The 15,476-nt window shown below is 45.7% G+C and carries 18 protein-coding genes; 2 read left to right on the top strand and 16 right to left on the bottom strand.

Annotated elements, in window-relative coordinates; translation table 11 throughout:
* Positions 1-103: 103 nt before the first annotated feature.
* From Q7S57_00210 to Q7S57_00200, 3 genes are all read right to left on the bottom strand, one after another.
* The gene (locus Q7S57_00210) at positions 104-928 is read right to left on the bottom strand and encodes a dockerin type I domain-containing protein (protein ID MDO8511676.1); all 825 of its coding nucleotides are present in this window, start codon (positions 926-928) and stop codon (positions 104-106) included.
* A gap of 346 nt (positions 929-1,274) precedes the next feature.
* Complete coding sequence (locus Q7S57_00205; protein MDO8511675.1) at positions 1,275-1,589, bottom strand: hypothetical protein; 315 nt, start codon at positions 1,587-1,589, stop codon at positions 1,275-1,277.
* Between the two features lie 186 nt (positions 1,590-1,775).
* A complete protein-coding gene (locus tag Q7S57_00200) occupies positions 1,776-2,198 on the bottom strand; it encodes a hypothetical protein (protein ID MDO8511674.1) in 423 nt (140 codons plus the stop codon).
* A gap of 473 nt (positions 2,199-2,671) precedes the next feature.
* Here Q7S57_00200 and Q7S57_00195 point away from each other — a divergent pair, with 473 nt between their 5' ends.
* Positions 2,672-3,763, top strand: coding sequence for an SPFH domain-containing protein (locus Q7S57_00195; GenBank protein MDO8511673.1), 1,092 nt, complete (start codon positions 2,672-2,674; stop codon positions 3,761-3,763).
* 16 nt (positions 3,764-3,779) lie between these two features.
* Complete coding sequence (locus Q7S57_00190) at positions 3,780-4,544, top strand: hypothetical protein (protein MDO8511672.1); 765 nt, start codon at positions 3,780-3,782, stop codon at positions 4,542-4,544.
* Between the two features lie 140 nt (positions 4,545-4,684).
* Here Q7S57_00190 and Q7S57_00185 read toward each other — a convergent pair whose 3' ends face one another.
* From Q7S57_00185 to Q7S57_00125, 13 genes are all read right to left on the bottom strand, one after another.
* A complete protein-coding gene (locus Q7S57_00185) occupies positions 4,685-5,014 on the bottom strand; it encodes a hypothetical protein (protein ID MDO8511671.1) in 330 nt (109 codons plus the stop codon).
* 207 nt (positions 5,015-5,221) lie between these two features.
* Entirely contained in the window at positions 5,222-5,578 is a 357-nt protein-coding gene (locus tag Q7S57_00180) for a hypothetical protein (protein MDO8511670.1), read from the bottom strand.
* A gap of 139 nt (positions 5,579-5,717) precedes the next feature.
* Positions 5,718-6,074, bottom strand: a complete 357-nt coding sequence (locus tag Q7S57_00175; protein ID MDO8511669.1) for a TrbC/VirB2 family protein — start codon at positions 6,072-6,074, stop codon at positions 5,718-5,720.
* Positions 6,075-6,114: 40 nt separating this feature from the next.
* Positions 6,115-6,465 carry a pilin gene (locus Q7S57_00170; protein ID MDO8511668.1) on the bottom strand — a complete coding sequence of 117 codons (351 nt, stop codon included), beginning with the start codon at positions 6,463-6,465 and terminating at the stop codon, positions 6,115-6,117.
* A gap of 57 nt (positions 6,466-6,522) precedes the next feature.
* The gene (locus tag Q7S57_00165; GenBank protein ID MDO8511667.1) at positions 6,523-6,831 is read right to left on the bottom strand and encodes a hypothetical protein; all 309 of its coding nucleotides are present in this window, start codon (positions 6,829-6,831) and stop codon (positions 6,523-6,525) included.
* Positions 6,831-7,223: a hypothetical protein gene (locus Q7S57_00160; GenBank protein ID MDO8511666.1), complete on the bottom strand. Its 393-nt coding sequence runs from the start codon at positions 7,221-7,223 to the stop codon at positions 6,831-6,833. The genes Q7S57_00165 and Q7S57_00160 overlap by 1 nt, the downstream gene beginning before the upstream one ends.
* A complete protein-coding gene (locus Q7S57_00155; protein ID MDO8511665.1) occupies positions 7,223-7,603 on the bottom strand; it encodes a TrbC/VirB2 family protein in 381 nt (126 codons plus the stop codon). Before Q7S57_00155 ends, Q7S57_00160 begins: the two co-directional genes overlap by 1 nt.
* Before the next feature lie 104 nt (positions 7,604-7,707).
* Positions 7,708-8,544, bottom strand: a complete 837-nt coding sequence (locus Q7S57_00150; GenBank protein MDO8511664.1) for a pilin — start codon at positions 8,542-8,544, stop codon at positions 7,708-7,710.
* Positions 8,545-8,554: 10 nt separating this feature from the next.
* Complete coding sequence (locus Q7S57_00145; GenBank protein MDO8511663.1) at positions 8,555-9,886, bottom strand: extracellular solute-binding protein; 1,332 nt, start codon at positions 9,884-9,886, stop codon at positions 8,555-8,557.
* A gap of 6 nt (positions 9,887-9,892) precedes the next feature.
* Positions 9,893-10,456, bottom strand: a complete 564-nt coding sequence (locus Q7S57_00140) for a class I SAM-dependent methyltransferase (GenBank protein ID MDO8511662.1) — start codon at positions 10,454-10,456, stop codon at positions 9,893-9,895.
* 197 nt (positions 10,457-10,653) lie between these two features.
* The gene (gene gyrA / locus Q7S57_00135; GenBank protein MDO8511661.1) at positions 10,654-13,116 is read right to left on the bottom strand and encodes a DNA gyrase subunit A; all 2,463 of its coding nucleotides are present in this window, start codon (positions 13,114-13,116) and stop codon (positions 10,654-10,656) included.
* Between the two features lie 298 nt (positions 13,117-13,414).
* Positions 13,415-14,254 (bottom strand): hypothetical protein, encoded by an 840-nt coding sequence (locus Q7S57_00130; protein ID MDO8511660.1) that lies wholly within the window; start codon positions 14,252-14,254, stop codon positions 13,415-13,417.
* Positions 14,255-14,257: 3 nt separating this feature from the next.
* Complete coding sequence (locus Q7S57_00125) at positions 14,258-15,439, bottom strand: ATP-binding protein (protein ID MDO8511659.1); 1,182 nt, start codon at positions 15,437-15,439, stop codon at positions 14,258-14,260.
* Between the last annotated feature and the right edge of the window lie 37 nt (positions 15,440-15,476).

Genomic DNA, 15,476 nt, shown 5'->3' with positions numbered 1-15,476 from the left:
CTTTTTTTTGTTTTCTTTCGCGAAAGAAAACAAAAAATAGGGTGCGAAAGTGTACACTGCTGTACAAATTCGCACCCGATGATACCTCACTGTTGCGCCTCTCCTACCACCGGATAATCGGACCGACGACACTCCCGTAATCGGTTTCCAGTGTCACCTGCATCCAAGAACCGGGTGGCGTAAGAAAATTGCCCGCGGAAAAGACAATTTGTTGATACGTCACGTTAGCGGGCAACCGATGGAGATCGTCTCGATGTCCAAAGTTAACGGCGTTCACGTTACCGTCAATCCCGACAACGAACGATGTGGGGCTAACCCAATGTGCCCCGACGGTTTTCAATGTGCCTGGAAATTGCGAGTCCATATCTTTCAAAACTAACTCAAACGTGAGAGACCCATAGCCTCTCGTGTTACTTTCATTGGGACCCTGCCCCTGCCATCCGATGCCACCAGAACGAATAGAAACTTTGGCAGTCACGAGGTTAATGGGAATATCCGACTCCCACACTCCCAATCCGATTTTCCCATCATACACATGGAAACCCAGCATGGTGTCGCCCGGGACAATTATCGGAAGTTTCCGACTCCCGTTTAAGTTGATGTCGTTGATGATCGACAAGACGTCCAACGCCGACACGTTGCCATCTCCGCTTACATCCGCGGAAAGTCCACTCGCCTCACCCTCACCCACGCCATCGCCAACACGATCAATGAAATTAATCACCAACAAGGGATCTGTGGGAGTAACTGCGCCGTCGTTATTCACGTCGAAAAGCTTTGCCAGGACAATGTCCGGATTAGCCACCGGCGTCCCCACCACGGGCGCGCTCGCGCCAGCCAAGGGCAGTTCCACCAGTCCCGACAAAAGAAACTTGCCTTCAAGAACCTCGAAACCCAACCGCCGTAGTGTTCCTCGTCTTTTTTTCATCTTCTTCTTTCTCCTGTTTTGCGCAACGGTACTTATACTGTTGCGCGGTGTGAAAAAACAACCCAATCACGAACTCAAAAGTGTTAACTATATTATGTTTTTTGTCAAGAGACACACAATTGCTCACAGATCAAGAAAAATAGTAGTCGTCGCGCTCACTCCCGAAGTGGTGCCGAGGCACTTCTTCGGGAGTGGTGTAGGTTAGCGTCGACGCGTACCATCACGCACTAATCACAATATCCACCCCCCTCCCTATTCCAATTTTCGTGATTCGGTTGTAGGTTAAAGGCGTTCGTTTTAAGTTGAAAATCCCTGTTCCTTCCAAAGGAGATGTGCCATGAAGAGATCATTTTGGATTATGATTTTTGTTTTTGCGATGATCATCATGCTTAGCCAATGTGAGAGAAACAGCAAAGCCACCGAGTGGCGAAACGGCATCTACTACCCCACCCGCCCGGGCGACCAGATGTACAGCTACTACCATCGAACTCCGCGCGGTACCGTTCGCCACCCGCCAACGCGTTATTACCAACCACCCCATCGCCATTACGCACCCCCGGTTTACCGTCACGTACCGGTCACGCCGAACGTTCGCGTCTACGGCGGACGCCACGGAAGCGTTGACGTGGGACTGATCCACATCCGTTGGTGAAATGGCCAAATTTTACCAAGCAAAACCACCGACACCAAACAGAGTGTCGGTTTTTTATTTAGGGATTTTCCTTTCGTTTACTCTGAACAAAGTTGAAGAGCAGAAGAATCCCTAAATAAAAAAGGGTGCGAAGATGTACACTGCTGTACAAATTCGCACCCGAAGGTCCACTCTCGGACACCGTACGCCTAGGTGTCAATGGGTCGCCGAAACCTTGGGCAACGATTTTCCCGGCGCGGACTTCTTGGCCGGGGCGGTCTTGGCTCCATCGGCGATCGCCTTGTGGGCGAAGTCCATTAACTGGTTATAGTCCATGAAGGTCACCCCCTCCATGGCCATTCCCTTCTTCTGGCCTTCGAAATCGACCGTCACATACGATCGAGACAGGTCTTCCGTAACCTGACCACTCTTTTTGGCGTTCGGAACGACGGGAAGCGTGACTGCACCGGCACTTGCACCAGTGGTCGCTTTCGCCACCGCAGTTGCCGGCATCTTGGCGACGTAATCCCGAACGATGGGAACTACACCGAACCAGACGATGCACAAGGCGACGACGCCGAGTACACAGAGAAACATCTTCCCCCAATTCTCGCTGATCCATGTTCCGAACCGCTGCATAGCAGTCGTGGTAGCCGGGGCCGGGGCTCGAGTCGGAGCGGGACGGCGACGGGGAGTCGGGGTCGGAGTCGGGGTGGGAGGGGTAGGACTGGGACGGCGAGCTTTTGCCATTGTTGTGCTCCTTTGCACTGAAAAAAACAAACGGACAGGACAGTGAAACTGGGACATTTCTAACGTAACGGAGCAGTATTGCATATCCGTGATTTTTTGTCAATAACCGTGTTTTTTCACTCATATTTTCGTTCAATAATCGCACAAAACAATGTTTTGTCAGCACTATTGACAAAATTCCTAAAAAGGTATATACTTACGTCTTATTTATCGAGGATTGCGCGTTTGTTCATTCCCCTTCTTGAACCAAAAACCCTCAAGAATTAGGCATCTTTGAGAGAAGACGCATAACTCCTGGGGGTTCGTATATTACGAACCTTGTATCGTTTCACAACTAAAAAGCAGAAAGAAGGAGAGTTACTATGTTGTCTTTTCTATTCGTCGTCGGAATGACGGTTGCGTGCGCCATGGCCGGGGAAACCTACCCCCTCGCATACCTCGGCATGATTGCCGGTGTCGCAGAGTTGGCACTATCGTGGGTTTCGATACATGAAAACGAGCGTATCGTACCAATCTTTCTTGGACAAATTTGCAAGGAGGTTGGTGTGTCGTTAACCAAAGCTGAAAAAAAGGGAAAACGTCGACCACCTCAAACCGGATTGTTTGGAACAGGAATCGCATTTTTTCCATTTCCATTCTATCAACTTCGTCGGTTTCCAATGGGAGTACAACAAATAAGGGTGCCCGTGGGGAACATCGTTACCCTTGAAGGTAAAGACGGAAAAGGCAGACGCGTTGGTCCATCGACACTGAATATCGATGTTGTCGTGAATTTCCAGTGGAATGTAAACGAACTGGAAGAGGCGGTAAAAAACGCGCCATCACCACTTGGACCAGACGGAAAAATTAATCCGGAGCTAACGGAATTAATCATCCCAGAAGTCGATGACGCCGTTAGACGTTACGCCGCGAGACACACGTGGAAACATCTCTATTACGATAGAGAAACCGCGGAAGACGAAATTGAGGCAATTCTTATTGACCCCAAGGTCAAGGGTGGAAAGACTATTCAAAGGATGGGTGTTACAACCAAGGCCTTGATGAATATTTCCATACCAAAAATTGAGTTGCCAAAAGTACTAAGCGACGCGATCGACGCGGAGCAAGTAGCACTTTTCAACGCAGAGGCCACCCGGCGTACAGCCGCCGGTGAAGCGGATCGTTTGCGTGTTGTTGGCAAAGGAACAGCCGATGCTCACACCATGCTCTACGACGCGGTGCGCGGAAAGGGTGGGACAGAGACTGAACAGAATCAATTAGTGGAATCGTTGATTACACTGAAAGAAGCTGTTCAGGGTGGTAAGGCCACAATCATTCCAGCCGGGATACTCGACTTGTTCAGTCGAGTCACGGGATCCAAGCCTTCAGGAACAAATGACGTGATCATGAAGTTGGTCCAGGGAATGTCCGTGGCCAACCGAGAAAAAGTCTTGAAACTTTTTGGGATCATTTAAGTAAAGGGAAACCAGCATGAGTTGGCAAGTATTGTTGGTGTTTGTGGCATGTTTCGGCGGTGGCTTGTTCTGGATTTCTCGCGCACCTGCCGGTTGGAACTGGCAGAAGACGGTGGCGAGTATTCTCGCCGTTGTCGGAATTTCCATCCTGTTTGTGGCGAGAGGGTTTCCTGGTCATAAGCCAGGAACAACTTCCGGCGAATCGTTCGCAAATCGGCCCGCGGGCGAACCCGCTCCGATCGGCGCCATCATTGCCATGGAGAAACAGGACCTCGAAAAAAGCTACCAGGAAACAGCGAAAAATGTCGAGGAGAAAAAAAAGCCCGAGTGGGTCAAGGAAGGCATCCGCAAGGCCTACGAACAACCCACGCCCATGGAACTGAAGAGCCGGCCGAATCCGGACATCCGGCGGCTGGACAAGTACAAAACCGTGATTGTTTTCACGGTGCCGGGTTGCATTCCGATTATCGACACGGAGTTGATGGCCAACCCTGGTGCTGCGTACTTCGTCAGCACAAACGGAAAGATCGACGGAATTCGGGTCGGAACATTGAAAAATGGTTCCGAACCAGATATCAAGAAAGTTATGCCGGAAGATCTGAACCGACGGGAAGGATTCCCGCTTTGGGGCAACGAAAGATCGGCGGGACGGACGATGAGCTTTATCGTCGACGCCGTGCCGAACGGGACCTACCAGATCAACATCCGACAAAGCCATTTCGCACTACAAGTTGGCGAAACGGCACCGGGCGAGTTCACGAATAAACCACTCGTGTGGTAATTCGTGAGAGCAGTTCTTTGGAAGTAAGGCAGTTGACGTTTGCATTTCATGCAACGTCGACTGCCTATTTTTTTGTTTTTCTTTACAAAGAAAAACAACCCTGAGCTTGTCGAAGGGTAAAATGAAGGAAAAGTATTTTCTTAAAACTTACTCCCGACGCCGATACTGCCGGTAAAAAAGCCTACAACAAAATTTATTAATGTGGCAGATACACCCATAATCAAAATCCCCAGTAAGGAACCGGTCATTGTTCCTTTTGATTCCGCCAGCTGATCTTCATTGCTCCCCGCGGTGATGTAGCGAAATACGCCGTAGAAAAAAAACGCGAGGGCGACAACGCCGATAAAACCCAAAATATAGTTAATAACATTTAGAATCGACGTGCCAAAATCGGCCGGCGGAGCGATGTTGATGGGGGCGGGTGCTTGACCGAAGCCTTGGGCGAGAGCGAAATTGATAAAATTATACATATCTATTTTCTTTGGATTATGGAGATATTATACAACTGTTTTATCAACATGAATAATGAATAATGATTTATGAATGATGAAGCGACGCGCCCGTTCACGCAATTCATATATCATCAATCATAATTCATCATTCATTATTAAATGAAGAACACGCCTATTTGTGACGTGTTCCTCTGTTTGTGTTTTTCTTTTCCTCCGAAATTTTTATTAAATTGCGCCGGCTGGCGTTCCACCACCGACGGCTCCGATTACAAAATTGACGAGTGCCGCAGCTACACCGATAACAACAATTCCGATTATTGCATTGATGATAATACTTTTGGCTTCTTCAACAACCGTCTCATTACCACCGGATGTGATATAACGAAAACCGCCATAAATGAGGTACGCGAGTGCCACAACTCCCACAATCCCGAGAACATAATTTATGATGTTCATAATTATCGATGGCAAATCTCCCTTTGATGTTCCATCTGGTGTAACTACGGGCCCAAGACTAGCCAGTGCCACGGTTGGCAACAGCAAAGTAGCCCCCACAATTATTCTTAGAAATATTTTTTTCACGTCGTACTCACCTCCTCCCGATAAAATAATTAGTCTATCCGTATATTATACATGAAAGACAAACATTTGAACTATCAAAACACGCCCGGGTTTGGACGTGCTTTGTTTTTTGTGTTTGCGTTTCCTCCGGAATTTTTACTTAAATTGCGCCAGCTGGCACTCCGCCACCCACTGCGCGAACTACGAAATTGACGAGCGCTGCCGCCACACCAATAACCACGATACCGATTACCGCGTTGATAATTACATCTTTCGCAGTTTGAATAGAATCTTCATTGCCACCGGATGTGATATAACGAAAACCACCGTAAATTAGGTACGCGAGTGCGACGACACCCACAACCGCGAGAACATAATTAATGATGTTCAAAATGACAGACGATAAATCCCCTCGCGCTGTCCCCGGTGGGACCGGAGCACCCGTTAACTGCGCCATCGCCACGCCCGGTAAGAGCATAGAGAGGCCAATAATAATTGTTTGGAATCGATTTTTCACGTCGTACTCACCTCCTCCCGATAAAATAAATAAATCTTCTCTACTGCGATACGGCGCCGACTACGAAGTTCACCAAGGCGGCGGCGATACCGATAACAACAATCCCGATCACGGCATTGATAATTGTCGTCTTGGCCTTATCCACTTGCTGCGTATCACCATGCGATGTGATATATAAGAAACCGCCATAAACAAGAAAGGCCAAGGCCAATACGCCGACAATAATCAGGACATAATTAACAATTACCATAATGGCGGTTGGCAAATCGCGCTGATTTGAGCCTTCATAACCTTGAATCTCATTTATCCCCATTTGCGCGAACGCAAACGCCGGCAACAGAAGACCAAGTGTCGCGATCCATCCCTTTTTTAATATATTGGTGATTTTCATATGTGTTTTATTAAGGTTATTATAACGTAAATTAATTAACGAGACAAACTAGTTTCTTTATCCCCCTGTCATACTTTTCACAATAAAATTAACCAGCGCGGCCGCCAAACCAATTACGATGATCCCAATTATCGCGTTAATGATGATACCTTTTGCCGAAGTAACCTGTTTATCGTCGCCATGAGCAGTGATGTAAAGAAAACCGCCGTAAACAATAAAACCAAGAGCCAAAACACCAACTAGTCCTAATGCGTAGTTCACTAATTGCAAAAGTAATGCCGGCAACTCCACTTCCGGTAAACCCACCGATGGCGGTTTACTTAAACCTTGCGCAAATGCGCTGGGAATTTTAATCAAACTGTTCATTATAATCCTCCCCCACCCGGTGGCATTCCCGATCCACCACCACTCCCACCACTGATAAATGCGCCAATGACAAATGAAACCAGCGAATATGCGACCCCGATTACAATAATACCGATGATCGCATAAATTAATACTGTTTTCCCTTTTGTAATTTGTTTTTCATCCCCCGCTGCAGTCACATACAAAAAACCACCGTACACAATCATGGCTAAGGCAAGCACTCCAACAAGCCCAAGTGCGGATTTGATTAGATTGGTAATCATTTCCACAAGACCCCCCTTTAACCCACCGACATTTTTCGCGGCGTCCAAACCCAGTCCGTCTGCCAAAACAAACAGTGGCGTTAGCCATAATAATGTAGCCAAATATTTTTTTTTCGTATCAATTTTCATTATAAAGCCCCTCCCCCATTAGACGTATTTCCGCTTCCTCCCGCGCCCATGGCATTAACGACAAACTCCACTATTGCATACGCCAAACCGATAACGACTATACCAATCACCGCGCCGATGATTGCTTGCTTCCCCGCTTCGAGTTGTTTTGGGTCTCCTTGCGAAGAAATATAAAGGAACCCACCATAGACAACATAAGCAACGGCCAATACGGCGGTAAGGCCGAGAGCGGCTTTTACGATTTTCGCAATTAGTTTTTCTAAACTGTCTACACCCTCCAACGGATTTTTTACACCCTCGGCAAATGCTAACTGCGCAAAACCCAATCCTGATATCATCAGCATTTGCGCCCCCAGAACGATTTTGTTTTTTGTTAACATGTTTAACTGAATTATATTTTGTTTAAGTAAAGCGGTCAATTTTGCAACAATCTTCCGCCAAATCCCTCCCCGCCTCCCTTTGAATAAAGGGAGGAACTACTCACTTATTTTGCCTGAATATCTTCCACTTTTTGATCTGAACCCAATACTTTCAACACCGTGTTTACAATTAACACCGATGCGCCTAAAATTATCAACCCCGTTATTGCCAAAATAATTTTTTGTTTGGCGTCTTTCATCGCCGACGGATCGCCACCGGACTTGATGTAGGAAAAACCCGCCATCACGATTGCGCCTACTGCCAAAATTGCGCCAAAACCGGCAAGATAGTTAAAGATATTCGCACCCATTGTTTTGAGTTTTTCAATCGTGCATTCTTTCCCCTTCGACCCATCACACGGGACAAGGACTATACCCGACCCGCCCCCGCCGCCACCACTATTGCCGGACGAAGGATTGTCAGAATTACTTTGCGCCGTTGATGTATCGGGCGCGGAAGAGGAATTATTGGCAGGATTATTATTTAAGAAAGGTGGATTATTGCTCGTTGTATTCGCGCCACTTGCTTTCACAGGTATTGGTGACTCTCCCGCCACTTGTACCTCAACCTGCCCACTTTGTAATTGACCTGCGGTAAGTTCACCGCTTCCTTGTAAAACGGGCTTGAGACCAGTAATACTATCCCGCGGACCAACAATATTTAATCCCGTCTGACCTCCCCCAGTAGCGCGTGTAACACTTAATTGCACTTTTGCGCTTGAATCTAAGCCACTCAAGTTTAAGGTTCCATCAGTGCCAAAATTTAACGGATTACCCCCTGACGATGCTGCAAGCGTATATTTTCCACTAGCAAGCGAAGCATAAGGCGCTGCAAAAGCAATAATCGGTAAAAAAACTGCGACAACAACCAAAAGCGCAAATAATTTCTGTAACATTTTCATAAAATTAGCATTACTGATTAGTCGTCCCCTGCGCCTTTAACGTATCCGTGGCGGCCTTTAGTTGTTGCGACGCTCTCCTCAATGCCCCTTCGGCCGTATCTTTTCCCGTTACAACTTCATCAATCGCCTCTGAAAATAATCGATCGACGAGACGGCTATCAACTTGTTTCCACGATTCGGCCGACAACGCTTGTGTGGCGTAAACGCCAATGCGTGGGTCACTTTGTAATTCTTGCACCAAATCTTTGCGCGCCGGCGGATAACCGGTTTTTTGGAGATAATCTCTGTTGGCCGAGGTGTTAGTCATAAAACGCGCAAAACGCCAAGCCGTATCCGGGCTAACGGTTTGCTTGGAAACAGCCAACAGCCAATAACCGCCATAGGTTACCGGCTTACAAGTTGAACAATTCTCTACTTGTGGAAGTGGCGCGATCCCAAAATTCAAACGGGGATTTTTCGCCTTAATGGTGGCCATATGATAGGAATAGTTGATCATCATCGAGGCTTTATTGGTGGCAAAAGCATCAATGGAATAATCACTACGCGTGTTCCACGCGTATACGTCTTTCGTGGGATTGGCGAAATCGGTGTAAAACTGTAGCGCTCTAATGGCATCAGCGCTTTCGCCAAAACCCGGATTTCCTTCCTTATCTAACATTGGGACACCATTTTGCATCATTAAAATCGATAAGACATCCGACGCGCGATTGACATTCTTCCCTGTTCCTAGCGCGATACCACTCTGATCAATTTGATTCGTTTCGGTGATATTGCTCTTCGTGGTGCGTTTAACAATTTCCATTACTTCCGCCCAAGTTTTTGGCGCGCGTGATACACCCGAAGCGTTAAAAATGTCTTTGTTGTAGTAAAGCGCCAAGGTGTCCATAAATAACGGCAACGCCATGACACGGCCATTGGTAATCACATCCTTGGAAACCAAATCAACATATTCATCGTTCACTTGTTTTTCATTCACAATCGCGATTGGCGCCGGCAAAATCCGATTCTGCCACCTCGGCAACCACGAACTGTGAATCCAAAAAACATCCGGGCCACGATTTTCGGCAATGGCGCTTAAGAGTTGGTTTTCATATTGATCCACCGGACTTTGCTTGCGATAGCTTACCTTTGCTCCAGGGAGAATTGTGTTGGAAAAAGTTTTGAGGAACGGATCCATCGCTTCCGCGTCATCAAAAATTCCCCAAATGGAGATAGGGGTTTTGGAAGCCGGCGGTATATTTGTTTTGCCACAACCGGCGCCAAACAGGGCGACTGCTCCGAGCAGTAACGTTAATTTCGCGATCGGATATTTTTTTATTTCGTTCTTCAATTTATGGATCATATTGTTTTAGCTTCCCACTGCGCGGGCAAAAAGAAACGAAAAATGATAAGAACTCGGCTTAAAACGACGCAACACAACAAGATTATTACTTTTGGCCACTGCCAGTATTGTATCAGGTGTTATACGATCTTCCACCGGCGGGCCCATTGGCACGTTGGTTACTTCCCACTCCACGGTTAATAGTCGCCCCACTTCCGGCCGAAGAATGCGTACGGCTTCCGCCATTACTTTTCGCGGATCACTTTGGTGCAAGATATTTACCATAATTACTAAATCCGCCCAACCCGCCGGCAGATGCGAACCTTCCACCTTTTCCAAATCACCACGAATAGCATCAACATTATCAAGTCCTTCCATTTTTGCTTTGTGACGTAATGTTTCCAACGCTTGTTCGCGAATATCAATCCCCACCGCCCTACCGGAGGGACCAACAAATTTTGCCGCGGGAATAACGTAAAAACCCGGACCGCAACCCAAATGCACCACCTTCATTCCTTCTTTTATACCAACATCACGCAACACCACGTCGGGGCGAATAAAGTTTCCGGTACGAATTGAATTAATTGGCATGGGATTTGTGTATTTTTATCTATTGATAACTATAGCACGAAAACAACCAAGAAGCTTAATTAATTATCAATTTTCAATAACCAATTATCAATTAATGTTCAATTCTTAAATTATCAATTTTAAAACGACGCAGTAATTAATAATTAATCCATTGACAATTAATTGAAAATTGGGAATTGATAATTGAAAATTTTCTTCTACTCCGTCGTCAACCGTTCCACTGTTACAAACGTCGTAAACGTCGCCACTTTTTCATCGCCATCTAGGCGCATAATACGCACACCTTGCGTGGCACGACCTAAGATAGGCACGGAAGCAATCGGCACGCGAATCACTTGACCTTTAGCGGAGGTAACAATCACCGACGCTTCTTTTTCGGAAGCCGGAATCAGTTTCATTCCCACGACTTTACCGGTTTTTGGCGTTACATTGGCTGTTTTAATTCCCGAACCGCCTCGGTGTTGCACCTTAAATGCCGTAAGGCTGGCGCGTTTGCCATAGCCGTGTTCCATCAAAACCAAAACGTGCGCGTCTTTGGCTTTTAATTCTTGCGGAATTACCGTCATTCCAATCAGAGTGTCGTCTTTACTCATTTTAATACCGCGTACTCCGGCCGCCGGCCGACCCATCGGGCGCACATCCGTTTCCTTAAAACGAATTCCCTTGCCCTTGGCGGTAACAACCATAATTTCATCCTTACCATTGCTTGGAAAAACCCAATCCAAATGATCACCGGGTTCGAGTCGAATCGCGATAAGGCCACTACGACGTACATGCTCGAATTCTTCAATTGCCACCTTTTTGATTGTTCCGGAAGCAGTAACCATAACAAGAAACTTTGCTTTTGTGTCTTTGGGAAGCGCGAGTACTGCCGTCACCTTTTCTTCCGATTTCAAAGACAAGAAATTTTGTAGCGCTTGCCCCTTGGCCGTGCGAGAAGACGGCGGTAACTCATGTACTTTGCTGGCAAATACTTTTCCGGAATTAGTGAAGAACAACGCGTCGGAATGCGTGCGAGTAACAATAATTTGTTCAACAGAATCTTCTTCTTTAGTAGTCATTCCAATCACACCCTTACCACCCCTGCCCTGCACTTTATAGGTATCAATCGGTAGTCTCTTCACGTAACCACCGGCGGTAACTGTCAGCACGGTGTCTTCGTCCGGCACCAAATCTTCCGTCGAGAATTCACCAACCGGACCGGCCACCACTTTTGTACGCCGTTCGTCGCCAAAATTCTTTTTAATTTCTAGTAATTCTGAAATAACGATACCCAAAATTTTCTTCGGGGACTTGAGTAAATCTTCCAAGCTGGCAATAAGCCGGCGCTTCTCCGCCAATTCGTCTTCAATTTTCTTACGTTCAAGACCGGCAAGCGTAGACAAACGCATTTCCAGAATGGCCGCGGCTTGCAATTCGGACAGACGGAATTTCTTCACCAAATTGGCGTGCGCAATTTCTTTGGTGGCCGATTTCTTAATTGTTTCGATTACTTCATTGATATGATCAAGCGCCTTCGTTAAGCCTTCCAAAATATGGGCGCGGTCTTTCGCCTTACGCAGTTCATATTCACTCCGTTTGCGAATAACCACCTTGCGATGATCTAAGAAACATTCCAAAACGGCTTTGAGCGTCAACACTTTCGGTTGAATCCCGTCTACCAACGCCAACATATTTAAATGGAATGACTTTTGCAGTTGCGTATGCACAAAAAGCTGGTTCAAAACCTTTTTCGGATACGCGTCACGCTTTAACTCAATCACAACGCGAATACCGTCTTTGTCCGATTCATCACGCAAATCTTTAATACCGTCCAAACGCTTTTCCTTCACGCCATTGGCAATTTCTTCCAAAAGTGTGGACTTATTCACCTGATAAGGAATTTCCGTCACGATAATTTTGAACTCACCTTCTTTTACTTCTTCAATTTCCGCCTTGGCGCGCGTAACCATGCCACCCTTCCCCGTGGCGTAAGCGTGCGCGATATCTTGCTTATTAAAGATGAAACCGCCGGTTGGAAAATCAGGGCCTTTTACAAACTGAAGCAAATCTTCCACATTGGCATCCGGATTTTCAGAAAGATGAACAATCGCATCAATTACTTCCGATAAATTGTGCGGTGGAATATTGGTGGCCATCCCAACCGCGATACCCACCGTACCGTTCACCAACAAATTAGGAAATGCCGCCGGCATTACTGACGGTTCTTTACGCGTGCTGTCATAGTTGTCAACAAACAAAACTGTTTCTTTATCGATATCCCGCAACATTTCTTCGGAAATTTTGGCAAGCTTGGCTTCCGTGTAACGCATGGCGGCCGGTGAGTCACCGTCGATGGAACCAAAGTTTCCCTGTCCATTGATTAACTGATAACGCATTGACCATTCCTGCGTCATGCGCGCCATCGTATCGTACACCGCGATATCGCCGTGCGGATGGTATTTGCCAAGCACTTCACCAACCACCGTGGCGGATTTTCTAAAACGCGAATTGGCACGTAAGCCCATTTCATTCATGGCGTACAAAATCTTGCGATGCACCGGCTTAAAGCCATCACGAACATCCGGCAAGGCCCTAGCCACGATCACGCTCATCGCGTAATCGAGGTAGGATTGTTGCATTTCTTCGCTTATTTCACGTGGGGTGATTGTTTCGGGCATACCCAGTATATCAACTTCCAATTATTGGCGATTTCATCGCCAATAAAGGATTAAAGTTAAAAGTCTTGTATTCATAAAAACCATACATAAAATTTATTGTCACTTTATTTTGAAAAAATTGGAAGTTGTATTACTGGGCATATTTGATTATTTTACTTTAGCCGATTATCTAGTTTATTTCAAACGGACATGACCGACCAAGGTCGAACTTTGCAAAAATGTCGAATAAGGTCGGACTGCCGAGCGGTCCGACCTTCATTGGTCGCGTCACGTCATCGGCCAATGAGGGACGGACCCCTCAAGGAGTCCGTCCCTTCTCCGCGTCGCGCTCCGCCACAAACTTTTTGACTTCGTCGTAGGACATTTGTTTTGGATATAAAAGATTTCCATTGATATCATATATCGGAACCAAAAATTCTGGTTTGGTTTTGTTAACTTCTTCCATTTGAAGTCGTACAGAATCTAAAAGTGACGAATTTTCGTCTATTTGATTTAATGGGCACGATAAAACTATACCTCGAAATTTCCGCGGAGCGATGCGATAAGAAAGGGCAAAACCGGACTCTAGAGAAGGTTGCTCTGCGGATTTATGTTTTACTGCATGATATTTTCTAGATGATTGTGGCCCAGCAAAAAAATCCCTAGGAGCAGGTTGTTCTTTATACGAACTGAGATCAAAAATTATACTTATGGCGGGAGATATAATATCAGTTCTTGATCCATCGTTTAGTTTACCCCCCGAATAATCCGTCTGTGCAATCTGAGTTTTATCAGGAGAAATTTTTTCTCTAATTCTGCCTACAATATTGAAATTTATAAAACTCCCTTTCATTGTCCCAGTCATTGCCCCATCTCTTTGCCAATATTCATATGGAGTTTTACCTGATGAGTAGTGATGATCAACTCCTAACAACCCATATTTTAATATTTCACCAAGCCTATGAGGCATTCCATATATAGGTTCACTACGACTAATACCAGTATATGCAGTGCCTTTTTTATCAATATCCTGTACTTTCCCCATTATCGCCTCAACCACCTCCGGCGATAACACGGATTCTAAACCTTCCGGATTTTGTTCCGGAACGGGTGTTTCTGAACCGGGCTGTTCAATGTTTGGTCTGAAACCTTCGCCCATACACTACAAATCCGTTGCTAAAATAACACCCTCGCTATCGTCGTATTGATGACTGACGACATAATTTTCTTTTAATTCCAGTTTTTCACTATCGCGTTTAAGCCGTGCAATGTCCTGTTTTGAAGAAGTGAGTTTTACCTCCAGCCCAATTTGCGCATCAACAATAAAGTCTACCTCGTTTGTTTCCCTTTTACTGTAATAAGCCAGCGTATGTTTCCCGCGCAAGTTTTGATAAACACTTTGCTCAAAAAGTTGCCCTTGTGAAACTTTTCCCAACGCATTAACAATCCCCGAATCACAGAAAAATAACTTTTTGCTTCCCGCCGCCTGGCGGTCAACACTGTTGGAATATTTGGGCAAAAACGTGATGAAATAGGTCTGTTCAAGAAAACCGAGATAGTTATAAACGGTTTCGCGAGACGTGGCCAGCGTGCTGGCTAATTTTGCGACATCTATTTTTGAACCCACGCGCGCGGTTAACAACAGAATCAAATCGCGCAATTTGGACATATCCCGAAAATCCGCCAAGTTTTTCGCGTCTTTTTCAAAGTAGGATGTAAAAATTTCCGCCAACAGCAGTTTTTTACGCTCATAATTCTCTTCCAGCACAACCGAGGGAAATCCGCCGAATTCGACATATTCATCATATAACGGCAACATTTTTTCATACGCAATTTTGTTTTTTTTCTCCGCTTTTCCACCGAATGAATTTTCCACTACTCGCCCTTCCCCCTTAAAAACCAAAAATTCTGAAAAATCCAATGGAAATAATTCAAAAATCATTTTTCGACCGGCCAACGACTCCGGAAAAAGATTGCGCAAATAATAACTACTGGAGCCTGTTAAAATAAATTTAACATTGCCATGATCATATAAATACTTAACCACACGGCTTAGCTCCGGCAAATTCTGCGCTTCATCGATAAAAATATATGCCTTTTCCGTTTCCGCAACACCAAACGGTTTAAGGTTGTTCCACACCGCGTCATAGTTTTCTTCTTCAAAGACTTTTCGATGCAACGGATTTTCTAAATCCAGCATCACTTTGTTTTTTGAACCAACCAAATCAAAAAGATGTTTTAACGCCGTTGTTTTGCCAACACGGCGCATTCCGGTAATAACAGTGATTTCTTTGGTATTTAACTCCGCCTCAAGTTTGGGGAATATTTGTCGTTTATAGAGCATATGTATGTTATCAGATTACACTTTGTACAACAATTTG

This window comes from bacterium, assembly GCA_030647555.1.
GTDB lineage: Bacteria > Patescibacteriota > Andersenbacteria > UBA10190 > CAIZMI01 > CAIZMI01.
This window is presented reverse-complemented; position numbering and strand designations above follow the sequence as displayed.